The organism is Sphingopyxis sp. Geo48 (assembly GCF_949769155.1).
GTDB lineage: Bacteria > Pseudomonadota > Alphaproteobacteria > Sphingomonadales > Sphingomonadaceae > Sphingopyxis.
This window is the reverse complement of sequence record NZ_CATKPA010000003.1, coordinates 80,852-101,291: the sequence shown is the minus strand read 5'-3', so window position 1 is coordinate 101,291 and position 20,440 is coordinate 80,852. Positions and strand designations below refer to the sequence as shown.

The window sequence follows — 20,440 nt, the reverse complement described above, 5'->3', positions numbered from 1 at the left end:
CCGCCCTATCGATTTCCGTTCAAAAGCCCGATCGCGCGGTCGAGCTCTTGCCCGACACGCACCGCGTCGCTCAGCCGCGCGCGGTTCGCCGCATCGACGCCGAGCCCGCCGAGCCCCAGCGCGATCATGTCCGACAGCATTGCGGTGACCTCGGCGCGGGCAGCCTCCTTCTCGATCAGCCCGCCCATCAGTGCCTGGCAGCAGCCGAGCCAGAAGAGCACGCCCGTGCGCCCGGCCGCGGGCACCAACCGATGCGCCGCGCCGACGGCGCCGAGATCGGCGATCACGCCGCGGTTGAGCACATGCTGTTCGAGCGTCATGCCGCGCGCGCTGCGTATCAGCACCGCCGCGCGCTTGCGCTCGCTGAGGGCGAACGCCGCTGCACCGATCATTCCGCCGCACAGCCGGGCCAGCGGATCATCCTCATCGGCGTTGAGCGCCCCGATCAGCGCCTCGATATCGCTGCGGATCGCCTCGCCGATCGCATTCGCAAAGCCATATTTGTCGCCGAAATGATTGAAGAAGGATCCCTTGGCGACCCCGGCGGCGGCGACCAGTTCATCAATCGCGATGGCATCGATCGGCCGGTCGGCGAGCAGGTCGAGCCCCGCCTCGAGCAGGGCGGTCCGGGTGCGTGCGGCGCGGGGGGAGAGGGCTTCGCTCGTCATCGTCTCTCACAGTTGACTAAATGGTCATATCGGCTAAGTTGACCAAATAGTCAACAGCGAGTCTCGAACGATGAGCATTACACGGGCAGAGGATATCGCGCATGTGCGCTTCGCCGCGCCGGACCTCGGCGCGATGCGGAAATTTCTCGAGGATTTCGGGCTCGCCTGTTTAGAGGAGCAGGGCGTGCTCTACGGCCGCGGGTCCGACGGTGCGCCCTTTGCCCACGCGACGGTCGCGGGTAATGCAGGCTTCGCCGGGCTCGCCTTTCGCGTCGGCAGCCTCGCCGACCTTGAGGCATTGGCGGCCGCCGATGGCGTCGCGGTCGAGGCATCGACCGCGCCGGGCGGCGGCCATGTCGTCCGCCTCACCGACCCCGATGGCAACCGCGTCGAAGCCGTCGCCGGACAGGCATGGCGAGAGCCGGTCGCACCTGACCGCGAAACCCCCTTCAATTCGGTCGCGGCGCGCCGCCGCTTGCGCGCGCCTGTACGTATCGCCCAGCGACCCTCGCGCGTCCGGCGTCTCGGTCATGTGGTGCTGAACGTCGCCGACTTTCGCCGGTCGGAGGCGTGGTACAAGGCGCGTTTCGGCTTCATCACCTCCGACGAGATCGAGGCGGCGCCGGGGCTCGCGATCGGTGCCTTCATGCGCTGCGACCGCGGCGACACGCCGACCGATCACCACACACTGTTCCTCGCCCAGCTGCCGCCCGGCCCCGGCTTCAACCACGCCGCGTTCGAGGTCGAGGGTCTCGACGATTTGATGGCCGGCCACGAGCATCTGAAGCGCGCGGGGCGCACCGCCGCGTGGGGCGTCGGGCGCCATGTGCTCGGCAGCCAGATCTTCGACTATTGGAAGGATCCCTGGGGGCACGAACTCGAGCATTGGACCGACGGCGACCTGTTCGCCGCCGCCGACGGTTCGCGCCTGTCGACGATGCGCGAACTGCTCGACGTGCAATGGGGTGCGCCCTTCCCCGCGCTCGCCGGCAAGCGCGCGCCGAAACCCGAGACCATCGGCAGGCTGCTTGCCCTCCGGCTTCGTTTCAAGGCGCTTTTCCGCCGCAAACCCAAGGATATCGCAGCATGAAGATAGCAACCTACGAACAGAATGGCGTCGCGCACATCGGCATCGTTCGCGGCGAGACGATCGTCGACACCGGCTTCGCCGGCAGCATGATCGACCTGATCGCGCGCTGGGACGAGCTGCGCCCCGCCTTCGACGCCCTCGACGACCGCGGCGCGGCACCGCTTGCCGCGGTAACACTGACCGCCCCCATCGCGCGCCCCGGCAAGATATTCGCGATCGGCCTCAACTATGCCGACCATATCGCCGAATCGAAGATGGAGACGCCGCAGCGGCAGGTCTGGTTCACCAAGGCGCAGACCTCGATCAATGGCCCCTTCGCGCCGATCCTGATCGCGAAAAACACCTTCACCGCCGACTATGAGGTCGAACTGGTCGCGGTGATCGGCAAGCGCGGCAAGCATATTCCCGCGGCGCAGGCGCACGAGCATATCTTCGGCTATTGCGTCGGCAACGATGTGACCGAACGCATGTGGCAGCACGCGGGGCCACAATGGTCGCTCGGCAAGTCGTTCGACACGCACGCCCCGATCGGGCCCTGGATCACGACGGCAGACGAAGTCGACCCGCATTCCCTGGACCTTCGTTGCCTCGTGAACGGCGAGCTGCGCCAATCTTCGAACACCCGTCATCTGGTCTTCGACCTGTGGCAGCAGATCGAGCATCTTTCGGCGGCGATGACGCTCGAACCCGGCGATCTCATCTTCACCGGCACGCCGGGCGGCATCGGCGCCGCAATGGACCCGCGCCAATTCCTGAAGCCCGGCGACGTCGTGCGCTGCGAAATCGACGGCCTCGGCGCGATCGAGGGGGTGATGGAGGCGGAGGCGTGAGCGGCAGCCCCAAAGCCGAACATTGCGACGTCCTGATCGTCGGCGCTGGGCCAACCGGGCTCACGCTTGCGCTGCTGCTTGCGCGGCGCGGCGTGACGGTCATCGTCGCCGAGCGCGCCACCGAGCCTTACGCCCTGCCGCGCGCCGCGCATATCGATCACCAGATCCTCCGCGTCTTTCAGGAACTCGGCATCGCCGAAGCCATCGTCGCGACGTGCCGCCACAGCCCGCGCTATGATTTCTTGACCGCCGACGGGCAGGTGCTGCTTCGCCTCGACGGGGCGGACCGGATCGCAGCTGGCGGCTGGCATAGCGCGAACATGATCCATCAGCCTTCGATCGAGCGACTGTTGCGCGAGGCCGTTGCGGCACAGCCGAATATAGGGCTGCGCGCGGGATGGCGACTGACCGGCCTCGGCGGCAGTTGCGACGCTCCGGCGGCGGAGTTCGAGACGGAGCAAGGCGCGCAGCTCGTTCGGCCCCGCTTTCTTGTCGGTGCCGACGGTGCGCGCAGCACCGTGCGCGACCTTGCCGGCATCGGCATCGACGACCTCGATTTCGACGAAAGCTGGTTGATCGTCGACACGACCGTAAGCGACGTATCGCGGCTTCCCGAGGTCAATCTGCAGATTTGCGATCCCGCGCGGCCGACGACTTGCGTGCTGATGGGCGAAGGGCGTCACCGCTGGGAATTCATGGTGAAGCCGGGTGAAAGGCCCGACGACCTCCTCGACGACGCCATGATCGGGCGACTGCTGGACCCTTGGGATGTCGCGGGCGCGGTCGAAATCGAACGCAAGGCGGTCTATCGTTTTTCGGCGCGCATCGCCGAACAGTGGCAGCGGGGCGCCATCTTCCTCGCGGGTGATGCCGCGCACCAGATGCCGCCGTTTGCCGGTCAGGGCTTGTGTTCGGGCATTCGCGACGCCGCCAATCTCGCGTGGAAACTCGCCGCTGTCGTAAGGGGCGAGGCGGCAGTGCCCATCCTCGAAACCTACCAGCCCGAGCGCGAGCCCAACGTCCGCGCGATCATCGGTCTTGCGATGATGATGGGTCGGACGGTGTGCATCACCGATCCCGACGCGGCGGCCGCCCGCGACGCGCAGATGCTCGCGGCGCGCGCTGCCAATCCAGAGCCGGCCGGGGCAACGGCTTATCCCGATATTCTGACGGGCCTCATCGACGCGGGCACTCCGGGCGCAGGAAGCTATTTCCCGCAGCCCAAAGCGGGGCCGAGCCGGCTCGACGACCTGCTGGGCCCGGGGCCTTGGATCGTCGCGCGGGAAACCTCGCCGTCCAGCGGCGCGGTGCCCTGCTTTTCGCTCGACGACATCGAACCTTTTGGCGCCGAAGTCCGGCACTGGCTCGATAAGCATGGCGCCGACGCGGTACTCGTCCGAGCCGACCGTTATGTGTTCGGCAGCGGGCCGGTGGGCGAACTGACGGCTCGTTATCTTGCCGATCTCCGCGGGCATCCGGCGACACGCAACGGCCGGGGCGGGGTCCATTGATTTCAGATGATGGCCGTGCTTCAGGCTCGCGGTGACGAGCCTGAAGGAAGAGTCATTTCGTCCGGCCGCCCTCGCCGTGGATCGGAAAGGCTTCGAGCGCGCCGGTGCAGGCCTTGAAGCCGGTCGCCAGCACGATGATGTCGAATTCATATGCGTTCAGCGTCGTCCGCACTCGCGTCTCGGTTATCTCGACCGGCGGTTCGCGTTTTTTTGATGTCGACGGGATGCACGTTATCGCGGTTGAAGGCTTCGAAATAGCCATGATCGAGCGGCGGCGGCTTGGCGAACAAGGGATAATCGTCAAAGCCGGGGTCCGCAGATCGGCCAGCGCGGGGTCGTTGACCGCCGCGCGATACCGACACGATCTGGAAGACCCCGACCGGATTATATATGTCAACGCCACCATCGCTGCACACGACGGCCTGCGTATGGAAGCGGGCGGCTATCGACCGGATCAGCTGCGCGCCTTCGCTCAGCGCGTCGAGGTCGCAGACGACGAAGTTCGCATCATGGGATCGAGATCGGAACTGCGTCCGAGCTTGGTAACCGCCTCCAGGGTGGATATGGCGGCGTCCGCAGTTCTGTAGTGAAGTGGCGCACCCGACAGGATTCGAACCTGTGACCTCTGCCTTCGGAGGGCAGCGCTCTATCCAGCTGAGCTACGGGTGCCGGTAGAGCGCGGCCTCTAGCAAGCAAGGACGCCGCCAGCAATGGCCTATCGACCGCCGCGCGCAGATGTGCGAAGCGGGCGGCGATTTGGGGGAAAGCGTATGCGCGCATCCGAGCAGAGCTGGCCGATGGCGGCCGACCTGTATGGCGAAATGCAGCTCGAGGCGGCGCCCCCGGCCAAGCGACGGCTGCGCGACTATCTACCCGGCGCCTTCGTCACTGCCATCGCCGCGCTCGCCGCTGCGTGGCTCGCCGACCATTATGCCGCACCGCTGGTGCTGATGGGGCTGCTGATCGGGCTCGCGATGAGCTTCCTGTCGCAGGACAAGCGGACGCACGCGGGGCTCGACCTGATGTCGCAGACCGCGCTGCGGATCGGGATCGTCCTCGTCGGCGCGCGGATCACCGCCACACAACTCGTCGAGCTGGGGCCGCTGCCCTTTGCGCTGCTCGTGCTCATCATGCTCACGGTGATCGTCGCGACCGTCGCAAGCGCGCGTCTGTTCCGGCAGGACAGGCATTCGGCGCTGCTCGCGGGCGGGGCGACCGCGATCTGCGGCGCGTCGGCGGCGCTCGCGCTTTATTCGCTGATCGGCGACAAGCGCGTCGACCAGGCGCGCTTCACGCTGACGCTCGTCGGCATCACGGTCGCGAGCGCACTCGCGATGACGCTTTACCCGATACTCGCGACCGAACTCGGCCTGTCGGACCAGCAGGCAGGCTTTTTGATCGGCGCATCGATTCATGACGTCGCGCAGGCGATCGGCGGCGGCTTCTCCTTTTCCGCTCGAGCGGGCGAGGTCGCGACGATCGTCAAGCTGGCGAGGGTCGCGCTGCTCGCGCCGATGCTGATGCTCGTCGGGCTGTGGCTGGCGCGGAGCGGCGAGGCCAATACCAACACGCGCATTCCGCTGCGTCTGCCGTGGTTCATCCTCGGCTTTCTTGCCGTCGCCGCGGTCAATTCGCTGGTCGCGATCCCGAAGCCCGTGCAGGGCGCCGCGAATACCGCCGCGCAGGCGCTGTTGCTGCTCGCGATCGTCGCGACCGCGATGAAGGCGCGGCTGCACCTGCTGCTCGATCAGGGGTGGCGCAGCTTCGCCCCGATCGTCGTCGCGACGCTGACCAGCTTCCTGTTTTCGCTGGCCGCCGCGATCAGCCTGTGACGCCGTGACGTCACCGTAACACTCTGGGATATCAGCTCTTCGGTAGCGCCCAGCTCACCGTCAGCTGCGTGGCGCGGCGCGGAATATCGAGCTTGGCCTCGCTGAAATTGACCTTCTCGTTCGGCGGCAGCATCCGCACCGGCGGCTTGATCGTCCAGCTATAGACGATCGTCCCCTGCGCATCGCGCAGTTCGGCGAGGATCGGCGGCACGCGCTGTTCGCGATCGGTCGGGTTGATGATCACCCCCGACGCGGCGAAATAGATGGTGCCGTCGGCCAGTTCGCGATGGTCCTGGTTCGGCGGCAGCTCGATCACCAGATCGGGCTCGTCGGTCATCCCGGGAATCCCGAGGCCCTGCGCCCAGCCGGGCAGCCCGAACCAGTAGAGCGCGCCGGTCGCGGCGAGCATCAACAGCGCTGCGCTCGCCGCGATCAGCGTCCAGCGCCGCGCCGGGTTGCGGCGCGGGCGGCGGAAGGGCAGCGGAGCGTCTTCCGCCGGCGGCTGGATCACCGGCGTTTCGGGCGCGGCAAAGGCTTCGGGCGGCGGCGGCGGGGCAGCCGCGACGGGCTCTTCGACGAAAACCGGTCGTTCGGGCACCGCTTCGGGCGGCGGCGCGGCAGGCGACGGATCGGGCTCGCGCACGACCGGCGCGGGCCCGGCCGCGGCCGGTTCGGCCACCGGCGGCGGGGTCGGCGGGGTCGGTGGAGCCGCGGCGGCGGGCGCCGCGGGCTCCTGGAACCAGCTGTGCCGGCAATTGGCGCAGCGCACTGTCCGTCCGGTGGGTCCGATCGCCGTGTCGGGGACGACATAGCGCGTATGGCAGGACGGGCAGGCGAGGATCATGGCTCCCCTCTAAACATGCCGATTCGCGCGTGGCAAGCTCTGCGTTACGCGCAGCTTGTCACGGCGCCGGCCCACTCCCCCGCCCAGCCTCCCAGAGCAGATCGTATCGCGAGGTTGGGCGGGGGAACGGGCCGGCGCCGCCTCCTGCGAAACAGAGCACTTTACCTCTGTGGACAGGCATGTAACAGCCGGGCGCATGAGCGTCGGGGCTGCCATCATCCACGGTTCGTCGCGCGCGCCCGCGCGCGTCATGGGGGCGTCATGACGTCGACGCCCCGGTCTGGCGGCGCGATGGTCGAATTCAGCGGCGTCGGGCTCCGCTACGGCCCCGATGCCGAAATCCTGTCCGACATCAGCTTCAACCTCCAGCCGGGCAGCTTCTATTTCCTCACCGGCGCATCGGGCGCGGGCAAGACCTCGCTGCTCAAGCTGCTCTATCTCGCGCAGCGGCCGAGCCGCGGGATCGTCCGGCTGTTCGGCGAGGACCTGGTGTCGATGCCGCGCCACCGCCTGCCGGGCTTCCGCCGCCGGATCGGCGTCGTCTTCCAGGATTTCCGGCTGATCCCGCACCTCAGTGCGCGCGACAACATCGCCTTGCCGCTACGCATCGCGGGGGTGAGCGAGGAGGATCTGTCGGGCCCGGTCGGCGAGATGCTGAGCTGGATCGGTCTCGCCGAGCGCGCCGAAGCCTATCCCCCGACGCTTTCGGGCGGCGAGCAACAGCGCGTCGCGATCGCCCGCGCGGTGATCGCGCGGCCGCAGCTTCTCGTCGCCGACGAACCGACGGGCAACGTCGATCCCGAGATGGCGACGCGCCTTCTGGGGCTGTTCGAGGCGCTCAATCGCCTCGGCACCACTGTCGTGGTTGCGACGCACGATATCCACCTGATCAGCCGCATCGAGAATGCGCAGATGATGCGCCTTGAAAAAGGGCGCCTGTCCGACCCGACCGGCGCGCTGCGCTATCCGCCGAACCGATCGTGACGCGCCGATGATCATCCCCCGCGTTCCCGTCCAGCACCGCCGCCTGCTCCCCGACCGCCGCCTGTCGGGGCCGACGCCGTGGGTCATCGCGATCCTGATGCTGCTCACCCTGCTCGCAGCGGCAGCGGGTGTCGGTCTCGCGCGCTCGGCGAATGCGATCGGCGACGCGATCGCGGGGCGCGTGACGGTGCAGATCGTTACCGCCAACCCCGTCACCCGCGCCGAACAGGCCGTCGCCTTGCGCCGCGCGGCCGCCGCGCAGCCCTTCGTCCGCTCGGCGCGCGCGGTCGAACAGGAGGAATTGAAGGCGACGCTCGGCCAATGGTTCGGCGGTGCGGAAGGCGACGACCCGGTGCTGCAGTCGCTGCCGCTCCCCGCGCTGATCGACATCGATTTCGTCGGCGAGGACCGTGCGCGCCACATGGGCCAGCTCCGCGCGCTGGTGGCGCGCGAGGCACCCGGCGCGCGGATCATCCCGCACGCCGAATGGCTCGGCCCCGTCGCGCGGCTGATCCGTTCGCTCGCCTGGGTCGCGGGGGGCCTCGTCGTCCTGATGACGCTCGCGAGCGCCGCGGTCGTGATCATGACGGCGCGCGCCGCGCTTGGCACCCATTATGCGACAATCGAGATGCTCCACATGATCGGCGCGACCGACCAGCAGATCACGCGGCTGTTCCAGCGGCGGATCGCGATCGACACGGCTTATGGCATCGCGCTCGGCACGGTCGTCGCGGCGCTGATCCTGCTGCTGATCGGCTGGCAATGGTCGGGGGTCACCTCGGGGCTCGCCGCGACCGCGTCGCTCGGCCCCGCCGGCTGGACGCTCTTGCTGGCGCTGCCGCTATTGGCTATCGCGCTCGCAGCTTTGACCGCGCGGCTGACCCTGCTTGCCGCCCTCCAGAAGATACTATGATCAAGCGCCTGATTTCGCTCATCTTCCTGGCCTGGGTGCTCGGCTTCGCCTGGTTTGCGCTGCTGTTGCCGCAGCCCGCACCCGCCGAAAAGACCGACGCGATCGTCGTCCTGACCGGCGGACCCGGCCGGATCGACCGCGCGCTCGAACGGCTCGAGGCAGGCGATGCCAAGCGATTGCTGATCAGCGGCGTCGCGCGCGAGGTGAAGCCCGGGGAACTCGCCGCCGAATACAAGCGCTCCAAAAAGCTTTTCGACTGCTGCATTGCGCTGGGGTTCGAGGCCGAGGATACGCGCTCGAACGCGACCGAGGTCGCGAGTTGGGTCCAGCGGCGCAACTACAAGAGCATCCGCCTGATCACCACCGACTGGCACATGCGCCGCGCCGAATATGAGATCGGCCGCGCGGTCGGCGACACGGTTCGGATCGTCCCCGACGCGGTGCGCAGCCAGCCGAACTTCGCGACCCTGTTCCGCGAATATCATAAATATCTCGCCGGGCTGGCGGGCGGGCTCCTCGGCCTCTAGAAACCGCGCCGATGCGCTACACCATCGCCCTTCTCCGCTCGATCCTCTTCTGGCTGCTGTTCGTGATCATGAGCAGCATCTCGTCGATCGGCGCCGTCATTTCGCTGCCGGTCTCGCACCATGCGACGATCTGGTTCGTGCGCATCTGGGCGCAATTCCACCGGCTGATCTGCCGCTTCGTGCTCGGGCAGAGGATCGTCGTCGATGGCGACATGCCCGATATCCCCGTCCTCTACGTCTTCAAGCATGAGGGCGCGTTCGAGACGATCGAACAGCCGATGCTGTTCAGGCATCCGGCGGTATTCGCGAAGGAAGAGCTGTTCTCGATCCCCGTCTGGGGGCAGGCGGCGCGCTTCTATGGCCTGATCCCGGTCGACCGCGACGGCGGCGGCAAGGCGATGCGCGCGATGCTGAACGCCGCCAAGGCCGCGCTGGCGAAGGGTCGTCCGCTGGTCCTGTTCGCCGAGGGAACGCGCGTGCCGCACGGGTCGGCGCCGCCGCTCCGCTCGGGCTTCGCGGGCGTTTACCGGATGCTCGGCGTTCCCGTGATCCCGGTCGCGGTGAACAGCGGCCTCGTCTATCCGCCGCGCCGCTGGGTCAAATGGCCGGGCACGATCACCTACCGGATCGGCGAGACGATTCCTGCCGGCCTGCCGCGCGAAGAGGCCGAGGAGCGGGTCTGGCGCGCCATCAATGCGCTGAACCCGCCCGAGGCGCTGCTTTCGGCCAGATAGCGGCACCAGCCCGCTGCCGCTTTCCGTGTCAGCGGAAAATCAATGCCGCCGCCCGAAATCGGGCGCGGCATCATCCTGCCCCTGTTCGATGATCGAACGCCGGATCGCGCGGGTGCGCGTGAACCAGTCCTCGAGCTTTGCTCCGTCGCCGCGGCGGATCGCCTGCTGGAGCGCGGTGAGATCCTCGTTGAAGCGCTGCAGCGTTTCGAGCACGGCATCCTTGTTCGCCAGGAACACGTCGCGCCACATCACCGGGTCGCTCGCCGCGATGCGTGTGAAGTCGCGAAAGCCGCCCGCCGAATATTTGATGACCTCGCTCTCGGTCACTTCCTCCAGCTCGCTCGCGGTGCCGACGATCGTATAGGCGATGAGGTGCGGCAGGTGGCTGGTCACCGCGAGCACCATATCGTGATGCGCCGCATCCATCGTGTCGACCTTGGCGCCGAGCGCTTCCCAGAAGCCCGACAGTGCCGCCACGGCGTCGGCGGGCGCGCTCGCGCCCGGCGTCACGATGCACCAGCGTCCCTCGAACAGGGTCGCGAAACCCGCGGCGGGTCCGCTGTTCTCTGTCCCCGCGACCGGATGCGCGGGAATGACGACATGGTCGGGCAGCGCCTTCGCCAGCGCATCGGCGACCCCCGCCTTCGACGAGCCGACGTCGGAAATGATCGCATCGGGTTTCAGTCCCGAGGCGATCGCGGCGGCCGCATCGGCCATCCGCCCCACCGGCACCGCGAGAATGACGAGGTCGGAGCCCAGGACGGACGCGGCGGGATCGTCGGCGATCGTATCGCACAGCCCGAGCGCCCGCGCCTCTTCGCGCACATCGGCGCTGGCGTCATGGCCGGTCACCGTCACCTGCGGCAGCCGCGCCTTCGCGGCGCGCGCGATCGACGAGCCGATCAGCCCCAGCCCGACGACCGTGACCCGCTCGATCGCCATCAGCCGGCGAGCGCCGCGCGGATCGCCGCCGCCAGCCCGCGCGTTTCCGCCTCGGTACCGATCGTCATGCGTAGCGCCTGCGGAATCCCCTGCCCCGGTAGCCAGCGGACGATATAGCCCGCGTCCATCAGCCGGTTATAGACCGTCTCGGCGCTGACCTCGCCCTCGAACAGCACGAGCAGGAAGTTGGTCGCCGACGGCACGACGCGGACGCCATGGTTGCCGAGGCTTTCGAGCTCCTGCGCCAGCCACGCGCGCCACCTGGCATTATGGTCGCGGCTGTTTGCGACGAAATCCTCGTCGCCGAGCGCGGCAATCGCCGCCGCCTGCCCCGCGCGCGTGACGTTGAACGGCAGGCGGATACGGTGCAGCGCCGAAATCACCTCGGCGGCGGCATAGCCCCAGCCGATCCGTTCGGCGGCAAGGCCGTGGATCTTCGAGAAGGTGCGCGTGACGAAGACATTCGGCTGCGTCTTCGCCAGTTCGAGTCCGCCATCGTCCTCGGCCGCCGAAAGATATTCGCTATAGGCCTGGTCGATCACGAACAGCACGTCCTTGGGCAGCCCCGCATAGAGCCGCTGCACATCCTCGCGCGTCGCGAGCGTGCCCGTGGGATTGTTCGGGTTGGCGAGATAGACGACGCGGGTCTTGTCGGTCACCGCCGCAAGCAGCGCATCGACGTCGGTCGCATAGTCGCGATCGTCGGCCTCGACCGGCGTAGCGCCGACGCGGCGCGCCGCGATCTCATAGACCGCGAAGCCATAGCGCACATAGAGAATCTCGTCGCCCGGCCCCGCATAAGTGCCCGCCGCCAGGTGCAGCAGCTCGTCGGAGCCGTTCCCGCAGATGACCCGCGCCGGGTCGAGCCCGAACTTCGCCGCAATCGTCGCGCGCAGCTCGTTCGCACCCGGGTCGGGGTAACGCGACAGCGCGTCGGCCGCCGCCTGCGACGCCGCGAACGCCGCGCGCGCCTTGTCCCCGGTACCGAGCGGATTTTCGTTCGCGCTGAGCTTGATCAGCGGGCGCCCGTCGGCACCGGCCGACTTGCCGGGCACATAGGGTGCGATGCCGCTGATCCACGGCTTCGGAGTGAGGGTCGGGGTCGCGTCGGTCATGCCGCGCCGTTTAGCGGCTGTGCGCCCCAAGTCCAGCACGTTGACAGCCTGTCCGCGCCCGCTTAGCCCCGCGCGCACGATGGCAAGCCTGCTTCACCAGATCCAGCACCAGAGCGTGACGATTCCCGCGGCCCTGCCGCTCGACAGCGGCCAGTCGCTGCCGTCGGTGACGATCGCCTGGCAAAGCTATGGCGCGCTCGACGCCGACAGGTCGAATGCCGTGCTGATCTGCCACGCGCTCACCGGCGACCAATATGTCGCGAGCGACCATCCCGCGACGGGCAAGCCCGGCTGGTGGGCGCGGATGGTCGGACCCGGCAAGCCCATCGACACCGATCGCTTCCACGTCATCTGCGCCAACGTCCTCGGCAGTTGCATGGGGTCGAGCGGCCCCGCGACCCCCGACGCCGCGACCGGTGCGCCGCTGGGCATGGCCTTCCCCGTCATCACCATCACCGACATGGTGCGCGCGCAGGCGATGCTGCTCGATCATCTGGGGATCGAGCGGCTTCATGCCGTCATCGGCGGATCGATGGGCGGTATGCAGACGCTGGCGTGGGCTGCCTCTTATCCCGAACGGCTGCGCTCGGCGATCGTGATCGCCAGTGCAGCGCGCCATTCGGCGCAGAATATTGCGTTCCACGAGGTCGGGCGGCAGGCGATCATGGCCGATCCCGACTGGCAGGGCGGCCAATATTACGGCAGCGCGCGCGCACCCACAAAAGGCCTCGCGGTCGCGCGCATGGCGGCGCACATCACCTATCTGTCCGAGGAAGGGTTGACCGAGAAGTTCGGCCGCCGGCTGCAGGCGCGCGACATCAAGAGTTTCGGCTTCGACGCCGATTTCCAGATCGAATCCTATTTGCGGCACCAGGGGCTGGCGTTCACCGACCGCTTCGACGCCAACGCCTATCTCTATATCACCCGCGCGATGGACTATTTCGACCTCGCCGAACCGCACGACGGGCGCCTTGCAGGTGCCTTCGCGAACGCCAAGGATGTGCGCTTCACGCTGGTGAGCTTCGACACCGACTGGCTCTATCCGACCGCCGAATCGCGGCGCATCGTCCAGGCGCTCCATTCGGTTGGCGCCGCAGCGAGCTTCGTCGAACTGTCGGCGCCCTTCGGCCACGACAGCTTCCTGCTCGAAGTTCCCGCGCTCGACCGGATCATGGCGGGCGCGCTCGGAGCCGGCTGGTGAGCGCACTTCGCCCCGATCTGCGCATCATCGCCGATGCGATTCCGGCGGGCGTGCGCGCGCTCGACATCGGCTGCGGCGACGGCGCGTTGATGGCCGAGCTGCGCGCCGAAAAGCAGATCGACGCGCGCGGGCTCGAAATCGACGCTGCGGCGATCGAGGCAGCGATGGCGCAGGGGCTGTCGGTGGTGCAGGGCGACGCAAACCGCGACCTCGCCGATTATCCCGACGACGCGTTCGACTATGCCATCCTGTCGCAGACGCTGCAAACGACCGAACGCCCCGACCGCGTCGTCGGCGAACTGCTCCGCATCGCGCCGCGCGCCTTCGTCAGCTTCCCCAATTTCGCGCACTGGCGCGTGCGCCTGTCGCTGCTGTGGACGGGGCGGATGCCGGTGACGCGGCTGCTGCCCGTCGCCTGGTACGAGACGCCGAACATCCACCATGTGACCGTCCGCGACTTTCGCGAGTTGCTGCGCGAAAAGGGCATCCGGGTCGAGGGCGCCTGGTATCTGTCGGGCGACAAGCCGACGAGCGACGCCGCCGCGAGCTGGCGCGCCGAGCACGCGATCTTCCTGATCGCGCGCGGTTAAAAATCCTCCCTGCGGCGAAGCCGTGGGGAGGGGGACCGTCCGCAGGACGGTGGAGGGGCGAGAGGCACCGGCCCCTCCGTCAGCGCTTCGCGCTGCCACCTCCCCATGCTTGCGGCACAGGGAGGAGAACTCAATCCCGCTTCTTCAGTCCGTTCGCGAGCATGTCGTTGGCGATCCGCGCCACATCGGCGATGTCGGCGTCGGCATCCCACAATCCGTAGCGCATCCCCAGGAACACGTTCATCCCCGCGATAGCCCAGGCATGGACCTCGCTCGCATCCGCGCGAATCTCGCCGCGCGCCGCGCCGGCTTCCAACCGCTGGCGCATACGTTCGACCGTCGTTTCATAGTGGCGGCGATAGCTTGCGTAATCGACGAACTCGGCCTCGTCGATGATGCGATAGATTTCCTTGTGCTCGCGCACGAAGCCGAGGAAGGATTCAAGGCCGATCCGCTCGGCGCTGATCTCGTCGGGCGCCGCCTGCACGCGCGGGGTGACATGGTCGCGCAACTGCTCGCTCATGTAGCGGACGAGCGCCTGGAAGATTTCGTCCTTCGAATCGAAATAGGTGTAGAAACTGCCGAGCGCGGTGCCGGCGCGGCGCGTGATGCCGCTGATCGACGCATCGTGAAACCCGCGCTCGCCAAACTCGGTCGCCGCGGCGTCGAGCAGCTTGCGCAAGGTCCGCCGCCCGCGCTCGGTGCGCGGTGTCTTGTCGGGATTCCCCGTTTCTTCCGCCCGTAGCGGCGCCGATGAGCGCGGCTGATCCATTGCCTTGCCTTCCCGTCCCCTGTCCGCCTGCCCCTCCTAGGGCTGCCGCCAGCGTGACCTTTTCGCATCACCGGCAGGCAAAACATAGCGGTTTCACATTCCAAGTTGAAACTTGGTTCATGTTTCATTATTGGGTGGCGCGCGGCTTGGCAAGACCGGGCCCAAGAAAAGAGGAGGGACGGCGAGGGGTCGTCCGCCACATGGGAGAGTTTTCATGCGTCCTTTCGCCCGCCAGCTGCGCCGTGCCGTCTATGCAACGAGCGCGCTTTCGATCCTCGCCTTCACGCCCGCCGCCTTCGCCCAGGAAGAAGGCGCAAGTGCCGATGCCGGCGATGAAGAGATCATCGTCACCGCCCGCCGCCGCGACGAACGGCTGATCGACGTTCCGGTCGCGATCACCGCCTATTCGGGCGAAGCGCTCGAAAAGGCCGGCGCGATCGACATCACCGAAATCGGCCAGACCACTCCGAACACGACGCTCGAGGTCTCGCGCGGCTCGAACTCGACGCTGACCGCCTTCATCCGCGGCGTCGGCCAGCAGGATCCGGTGTCGGGTTTCGAACAGGGCGTCGGCCTCTACCTCGACGACGTCTATCTCAACCGTCCGCAGGCGGCAGTGCTCGACATCTATGACGTCGAGCGCATCGAAATTTTGCGTGGGCCGCAGGGCACGCTCTATGGCCGCAACACCATCGGCGGCGCGGTCAAATATGTTACCGCCCCGTTGCCGCAGGATTTCTCGCTCAAGATCAAGGGCACGCTCGGAACCTACAAGCAGGCCGATCTGATCGTTACCGCGAGCACCCCGATCGGTGATCTGCTTCGCATCGGCGGCTCGGTCGCGCGACTCTCGCGCGGCGGCTTCGGCGACAATCTCACCACCGGCCTCGAAAATTACAACAAGGATGTCTGGGCCGGTCGCGGAACCGTCGAGTTCGGCGGCTATGGCGAGCCGGTGCTGATCCGCATCTCGGGCGACTATAGCAAGGACAAGAGCGATCCGCGCGGCGGCCACCGCCTGATTCCCAGCCTCGCGACGAACGCGCCGGTCCTCGACGACGTCTATGACAGCCGCGGCGGTCTCGTCGATCCCAAGCAGAGCATCGAGGCTTACGGGCTTGCGATGAACGTCACCGCCGAACTCAGCGACACGGTCACGCTCCGCTCGATCAGCGCCTGGCGCAAGGACAAGTCGGCGACCCCGATCGATTTCGACGCTTTGCCCGCGGTCGACGTCGACGTTCCCGGCTTTTATTTCAACGAACAGGTCAGCCAGGAATTCCAGCTCCTGTACGAAGGCGACAAGCTGAAAGGCCTGCTTGGCTTCTATTATCTCGACGCGACCGCCGACACGCTGTTCGACGTCCGCATCTTCAACACCTTTGCCGGGCTGACCGCCTTCACCGAGGCCGATGTCGATACCAAGACCGCGGCGGTGTTCGGCGATTTCACCTATGATTTCACCGACCAGTTCAGCCTGTCGCTCGGCGGCCGCTATACGTGGGACAAGCGCGAGGCCTCGATCCTGCGCCAGAATTATCTCGGCGGCGGCTCGCCGGTGTTCGGCGGCGCGGGCGTTCCCTTCGGCGCGCCGGGCACCGATTTCGAAGGCAGCCGCAAGTTCAACAAATTCACCCCGCGCGCCTCGCTGACCTTCAAGCCCACGCCCGATCACACGCTCTACGCAAGCTATTCGCAGGGCTTCAAGGGCGGCGGCTTCGATCCGCGCGGCGTCGGGGCCAACGCGCCCGACCTCGACGGCAACGGCACGCGCAGCGACGCTGAAATCGCCGCCTTCCTGAGCTTCCGCCCCGAAAAGGTCGAAAGCTACGAGCTCGGCTACAAGGGCAGCCTGTTCGACGGTGGGCTGAACGTCGCGATTGCGGGCTTCTATGCCGACTATACCGACGTCCAGATCCCCGGCTCGGTCGCTTGCACCGTCGGCGGTCTGCCCAGCTTCTGCGGCATCGTGTCGAACGCCGGCAAGGCGACCTTCAAGGGCCTCGAGTTCGAGGGCCGCGCGCGGCTGGGCGAGGATCTGGCGGCGGCTGGCGACCGGCTGACGCTGTCCACCGCGCTCGGCTATATCGATGCCCAGTACAAGCGCTTCGTCACCAATATCGCCGGCGTGCCGACCGACGTCGCCGATTTCCGCCGCGTCCAGAACACGCCCAAATGGACCGCCAGCGGCACGCTCGCCTATTCGGCCCCGATCGGCGAGGGCGACATCAGCTTCGGCACGACGCTGTCGTACCGCAGCAAGACCAACCAGTTCGAAATCCCGAACCCCTATATCGACCAGAAGGGCTTCGCGCTGTGGGACGCCAGCCTCGTCTACACCGCGCCCGAAGGCCGCTGGAGCCTTGGCGTGTTCGGCAAGAATCTGACCGACAAGCACTACAAGACGTCGGGCTATACCTTCATCGGCGTGAACCCGGTTACCGGCGTGCCGATCCTCGGCGCAAACGGCCTGCCGACCTCGGCGCTGGGGACCGAGGGTACGCTGACCGCCTTCTACGGCAACCCGCGCCAGGTGTTCGTGACCGGCACGGTCAAATTCTGATCGCAAGGCAATAAGGGGGAAAGGGGCGTCCGTTCGGGCGCCCCCTTTTTTATGAGGCGAGTGGCGGCGCCCCGGTCGGGGCGACCATCCGCTCGCCGTCGATGACGATCGGGCTCGCGACGCCGTCGATCGACGCGCCTTCGGGCCGGAAGCGCATTCCGCGCGCGACGACCTGCGGATCGGCGAAGACGCCGGCGAGGTCGTTGATCGGCCCAGCCGGCACACCTTCGGCCTCGAGCGCGAGCGACAGCGGCTGCGCGTCCCAGGTGGCGATCTTCGCCGCAAGCAGCGGGATCAGCGCCGCCCGGTTCGCGAGCCGCGCGGCATTGTTCGCGAAGCGCGCATCGTCGGCCCACTGCGGCTCGCCGAGAATCGCGCAGAGCTTGCGATACTGGCTGTCGTTGCCGACCGCGACGACAAGCTGGCCGTCGGCGGTCGCAAACGCCTGATAGGGCACGACATTCGCGTGACCATTGCCCATGCGCTTGGGCGATACCCCGCTGGCCAGATAGTTCGCGGCCTGATTGGCGAGCACCGCGACCTGCGAATCGAGCAGCGCCATGTCGATATGCACGCCCGCTCCAGTGACGTCACGACGTCGCAGCGCGGCGAGGATCGCGACCGCCGAATACATGCCGGTGAAAATGTCGGCATAGGCGATTCCCGCCTTTTGCGGCGCGCCGTCGGGCTCGCCGGTCAGCGACATGAAGCCGCTCATCGCCTGGACGATGAAATCATAGCCCGCGCGGTGCGCATAGGGCCCGGTCTGGCCGAAGCCGGTGATCGAACAGACGATCAGCCGCGGGAAATCCGCCCGAAGCCGCGCCGGATCGAGCCCATATTTGGCGAGCCCGCCGACCTTGTAATTCTCGATCACGACATCGGCATCGGCGAGCAGCGCGCGTACCTCGGCCTGCCCGGCGGCGCTCGCGATGTCGATCGCGACGCTCCGCTTGCCGCGGTTGGTGCTGTGATAATAGGCCGCGCCCAGATTCGCGCCGTCCGCGCCGGTGACGAAGGGCGGACCCCATTCGCGCGTGTCGTCGCCGGCGCCCGGCCGCTCGACCTTGACCACCTCGGCACCGAGATCGGCAAGCAATTGCCCGCACCACGGCCCCGCAAGCACGCGCGCCAGTTCGACGACGCGCAGGCCCTCGAGCGGCCGCATCAGAAAAAGGCGGGGATGCCGGTGATCGCGCGGCCCAAAATCAGCGCGTGGACGTCGTGCGTGCCCTCATAGGTGTTCACCGTCTCGAGGTTCACCGCGTGACGGATCACATGATAGTCGGCCGAAATCCCGTTACCGCCGTGCATGTCGCGCGCAACCCGCGCGATATCGAGCGCCTTGCCGCAATTGTTGCGCTTCAAGAGGCTGATCGCGTCGGGAACCAGCCGCCCCTCGTCGATCAGCCGCCCCACGCGCAGCGCGGTCTGCAGCCCCATCGAAATTTCCGTGAGCATGTTGGCGAGCTTCAGTTGCACGATCTGGTTCGCCGCGAGCGGGCGCCCGAACTGCTTGCGCTCGAGCGTGTAGTTGCGCGCCGCTTCGTAGCAGAATTCGGCCGCGCCCATCGCGCCCCAGCCGATGCCGTAGCGCGCGCGGTTGAGACAGCCGAACGGGCCTTTGAGGCCCGAGACGTGCGGCAGCAGCGCATCCTCGCCGACTTCCACCCCGTCCATCACGATCTCGCCGGTGATCGAGGCGCGCAAGCTGACCTTGCCCTCGATCTTCGGCGCCGACAGGCCCTTCATCCCCTTTTCGAGGATGAAGCCGCGGATCGCGCCGTCGTGCGCGTCCGATTTCGCCCAGACGACGAAGACATCGGCGATCGGCGCGTTGGTGATCCACATCTTCGCGCCCTTCAGGCGATAGCCGCCCGCGATCTTCTCGGCGCGCGTGCGCATGCTGCCGGGGTCGCTGCCCGCGTCGGGCTCGGTCAGGCCGAAGCAGCCGACGAGTTCGCCCGAGGTGAGGCCGGGCAGATATTTCCGCTTCTGCTCCTCGCTGCCATAGGCGTTGATCGGATGGATCACGAGGCTGCTCTGCACCGAACAGGCCGAGCGATAGCCCGAATCGATGCGTTCGACCTCGCGCGCGATCAGCCCGTAGGAGACGTAGTTGAGCCCCGCGCCGCCATATTCGGGATCGATCGTCGCGCCGAGCAGGCCGAGCTGGCCCATCTCCGACATGATCTCACGGTCGAAACGCTCTTCGAGGAACGCCGACGTCACGCGCGGAAGCAGCTCGCCCTCGGCATAGGCGCGCGCCGCGCTCTGGATCATCCGCTCTTCTTCGCTGAGCTGGTCGGCGAGCTGGAGCGGATCGAACGGGTCGAGCGCCTCGATGCGCTGCGGATCGGCGAGGGCCATGGGTCGGGCTTTCTCTTGGGGCGTGCCCGCGGGCGCGCTCAGGGGGTCGTTTCGGCCGGATCGCGGGCCATCGCGACGGCGGCCCCGTCGCGCGGCTCCAATATCGCGGCGGTCTCGATCAGGTCAAGCGCACGCCGCGCCTCGTGATAGCGGCGCGCGTCGATCAGCCAGTCGCCCGCCTCCGCCGCGCCGGGCATCGCCTCGACCTCGGTAATCGCCTGGTCGACCATGCCGCCGGCCAGATAGCGGCGCGCGCGTTCGAGCCGCTCGGTCGCGCGCGGCGACTGCGTGCCCGCCGGGCGCACGACGAACAATTCGCCGAGTTCGCGGCGCAGGCCGGTCCACAGGCTTCCCTTGTCGCCGCTGCGCCCGACAAGTTCGGGCGCGATCGCGTCGAGTTCGGCGCGCAGCTGCTCCAGCGTCACCGGCTCGCGCGAGGTTTCGATGATCGTCTTGACCGCATTGGGCTGGTCGTCGCCGAAACGCAGGCGAAGCTGCGCTTCGAGATAACCGAGCGACAACCCGCGATCGAGCGCGCGCCGCACCGCGAAAGCGACGAGCAGCCCCTCGGCGCGCGAGGCGTTGCCCGACGCCGATTCGGCCTGCAGGTTGATGCGCGACAGCCGCTGTTCGAGTTCGGCGACCCGCGCCGCGAGACCGCCTGCGCCGTCGACTGCGGGCGCCGCGGCCACCTGCCCGCCAGCCGCCACCTCGGCCTGGCCGATCGCGGCGAGCGCACCGCCCACCGCCGGTTCGTCGCTGACGACGGTCACCGGGGGCTTCTCGCTCGCCAGCCAGCGACTCATCGCCCAGCCGCCGCCGACCACGCCCAGGATCAGGAGAAGCACCGCACCGATGAACAGCGCGCGGAGCGAAAGTCTTTTCACCGGGGCCACGTCGTCCGAGGACGCCGGCCTGTCGATGCTTTCGATTGTCATGTGTCTCTTTCGAACG

At 67.6% G+C, this 20,440-nt stretch carries 20 protein-coding genes and 1 tRNA gene; 12 read left to right on the top strand and 9 right to left on the bottom strand.

Annotated elements, in window-relative coordinates; all coding sequences use genetic code 11:
- Positions 1 to 5: 5 nt before the first annotated feature.
- Positions 6 to 668, bottom strand: coding sequence for a TetR/AcrR family transcriptional regulator (locus QOL79_RS12015; RefSeq protein WP_283419740.1), 663 nt, complete (start codon positions 666 to 668; stop codon positions 6 to 8).
- 70 nt (positions 669 to 738) lie between these two features.
- On the opposite strand from QOL79_RS12015, the gene QOL79_RS12010 reads away from it, so the two are divergent.
- The 4 genes from QOL79_RS12010 to QOL79_RS11995 all read left to right on the top strand — a co-directional run bounded on the left by QOL79_RS12010 (position 739) and on the right by QOL79_RS11995 (position 4,686).
- On the top strand, positions 739 to 1,758 hold the full coding sequence (locus QOL79_RS12010) for a VOC family protein (RefSeq protein WP_283419739.1): 1,020 nt from the start codon (positions 739 to 741) through the stop codon (positions 1,756 to 1,758).
- Entirely contained in the window at positions 1,755 to 2,588 is an 834-nt protein-coding gene (locus tag QOL79_RS12005) for a fumarylacetoacetate hydrolase family protein (protein WP_283419738.1), read from the top strand. The genes QOL79_RS12010 and QOL79_RS12005 overlap by 4 nt, the downstream gene beginning before the upstream one ends.
- Positions 2,585 to 4,099, top strand: coding sequence for a bifunctional 3-(3-hydroxy-phenyl)propionate/3-hydroxycinnamic acid hydroxylase (locus tag QOL79_RS12000; protein WP_283419737.1), 1,515 nt, complete (start codon positions 2,585 to 2,587; stop codon positions 4,097 to 4,099). The genes QOL79_RS12005 and QOL79_RS12000 overlap by 4 nt, the downstream gene beginning before the upstream one ends.
- A gap of 224 nt (positions 4,100 to 4,323) precedes the next feature.
- Complete coding sequence (locus QOL79_RS11995) at positions 4,324 to 4,686, top strand: hypothetical protein (RefSeq protein ID WP_283419736.1); 363 nt, start codon at positions 4,324 to 4,326, stop codon at positions 4,684 to 4,686.
- A 5-nt stretch (positions 4,687 to 4,691) separates the two neighbouring features.
- Here the strand turns inward: QOL79_RS11995 and QOL79_RS11990 are convergent.
- A tRNA-Arg gene (locus tag QOL79_RS11990) sits at positions 4,692 to 4,768 on the bottom strand.
- Between the two features lie 101 nt (positions 4,769 to 4,869).
- Between QOL79_RS11990 and QOL79_RS11985 the strand changes: the two genes are divergently transcribed.
- Positions 4,870 to 5,931 (top strand): YeiH family protein, encoded by a 1,062-nt coding sequence (locus QOL79_RS11985; RefSeq protein WP_283419735.1) that lies wholly within the window; start codon positions 4,870 to 4,872, stop codon positions 5,929 to 5,931.
- Positions 5,932 to 5,962: 31 nt separating this feature from the next.
- Here QOL79_RS11985 and QOL79_RS11980 read toward each other — a convergent pair whose 3' ends face one another.
- The gene (locus tag QOL79_RS11980; protein ID WP_283419734.1) at positions 5,963 to 6,775 is read right to left on the bottom strand and encodes a zinc-ribbon domain-containing protein; all 813 of its coding nucleotides are present in this window, start codon (positions 6,773 to 6,775) and stop codon (positions 5,963 to 5,965) included.
- Positions 6,776 to 7,036: 261 nt separating this feature from the next.
- On the opposite strand from QOL79_RS11980, the gene ftsE reads away from it, so the two are divergent.
- Genes ftsE through QOL79_RS11960 form a run of 4 tightly spaced genes read left to right on the top strand, consistent with a single transcriptional unit; the run spans position 7,037 to position 9,933 of the window.
- Entirely contained in the window at positions 7,037 to 7,759 is a 723-nt protein-coding gene (ftsE, locus tag QOL79_RS11975) for a cell division ATP-binding protein FtsE (protein WP_282950403.1), read from the top strand.
- Between the two features lie 7 nt (positions 7,760 to 7,766).
- A complete protein-coding gene (locus QOL79_RS11970; protein WP_204993564.1) occupies positions 7,767 to 8,672 on the top strand; it encodes a cell division protein FtsX in 906 nt (301 codons plus the stop codon).
- Positions 8,669 to 9,199 carry a YdcF family protein gene (locus QOL79_RS11965; RefSeq protein WP_282950404.1) on the top strand — a complete coding sequence of 177 codons (531 nt, stop codon included), beginning with the start codon at positions 8,669 to 8,671 and terminating at the stop codon, positions 9,197 to 9,199. The genes QOL79_RS11970 and QOL79_RS11965 overlap by 4 nt, the downstream gene beginning before the upstream one ends.
- Positions 9,200 to 9,210: 11 nt before the next feature.
- A complete protein-coding gene (locus tag QOL79_RS11960) occupies positions 9,211 to 9,933 on the top strand; it encodes a lysophospholipid acyltransferase family protein (protein WP_283419733.1) in 723 nt (240 codons plus the stop codon).
- A 39-nt stretch (positions 9,934 to 9,972) separates the two neighbouring features.
- On the opposite strand, the gene QOL79_RS11955 is transcribed toward QOL79_RS11960, so the two are convergent.
- Positions 9,973 to 10,878, bottom strand: coding sequence for a prephenate/arogenate dehydrogenase family protein (locus QOL79_RS11955; RefSeq protein ID WP_058454405.1), 906 nt, complete (start codon positions 10,876 to 10,878; stop codon positions 9,973 to 9,975).
- A complete protein-coding gene (gene hisC, locus QOL79_RS11950) occupies positions 10,875 to 11,990 on the bottom strand; it encodes a histidinol-phosphate transaminase (RefSeq protein WP_283419732.1) in 1,116 nt (371 codons plus the stop codon). Before hisC ends, QOL79_RS11955 begins: the two co-directional genes overlap by 4 nt.
- Positions 11,991 to 12,069: 79 nt before the next feature.
- Between hisC and metX the strand changes: the two genes are divergently transcribed.
- A complete protein-coding gene (gene metX / locus QOL79_RS11945; protein ID WP_283419731.1) occupies positions 12,070 to 13,191 on the top strand; it encodes a homoserine O-acetyltransferase MetX in 1,122 nt (373 codons plus the stop codon).
- Positions 13,185 to 13,781 carry a methionine biosynthesis protein MetW gene (metW, locus tag QOL79_RS11940; RefSeq protein WP_204993615.1) on the top strand — a complete coding sequence of 199 codons (597 nt, stop codon included), beginning with the start codon at positions 13,185 to 13,187 and terminating at the stop codon, positions 13,779 to 13,781. The genes metX and metW overlap by 7 nt, the downstream gene beginning before the upstream one ends.
- 130 nt (positions 13,782 to 13,911) lie before the next feature.
- Here the strand turns inward: metW and QOL79_RS11935 are convergent, their stop codons facing one another.
- Entirely contained in the window at positions 13,912 to 14,553 is a 642-nt protein-coding gene (locus QOL79_RS11935) for a TetR/AcrR family transcriptional regulator (protein WP_058454298.1), read from the bottom strand.
- A 214-nt stretch (positions 14,554 to 14,767) separates the two neighbouring features.
- Between QOL79_RS11935 and QOL79_RS11930 the strand changes: the two genes are divergently transcribed.
- A complete protein-coding gene (locus tag QOL79_RS11930) occupies positions 14,768 to 17,116 on the top strand; it encodes a TonB-dependent receptor (RefSeq protein ID WP_283419730.1) in 2,349 nt (782 codons plus the stop codon).
- Between the two features lie 49 nt (positions 17,117 to 17,165).
- Here QOL79_RS11930 and QOL79_RS11925 read toward each other — a convergent pair whose 3' ends face one another.
- Genes QOL79_RS11925 through QOL79_RS11915 form a run of 3 tightly spaced genes read right to left on the bottom strand, consistent with a single transcriptional unit; the run spans position 17,166 to position 20,424 of the window.
- Positions 17,166 to 18,284 carry a CaiB/BaiF CoA transferase family protein gene (locus tag QOL79_RS11925; RefSeq protein WP_283419729.1) on the bottom strand — a complete coding sequence of 373 codons (1,119 nt, stop codon included), beginning with the start codon at positions 18,282 to 18,284 and terminating at the stop codon, positions 17,166 to 17,168.
- Positions 18,284 to 19,486: an acyl-CoA dehydrogenase gene (locus QOL79_RS11920; RefSeq protein WP_283419728.1), complete on the bottom strand. Its 1,203-nt coding sequence runs from the start codon at positions 19,484 to 19,486 to the stop codon at positions 18,284 to 18,286. Before QOL79_RS11920 ends, QOL79_RS11925 begins: the two co-directional genes overlap by 1 nt.
- A 38-nt stretch (positions 19,487 to 19,524) precedes the next feature.
- A complete protein-coding gene (locus QOL79_RS11915; protein WP_283419727.1) occupies positions 19,525 to 20,424 on the bottom strand; it encodes a mitofilin family membrane protein in 900 nt (299 codons plus the stop codon).
- Positions 20,425 to 20,440: the final 16 nt, after the last annotated feature.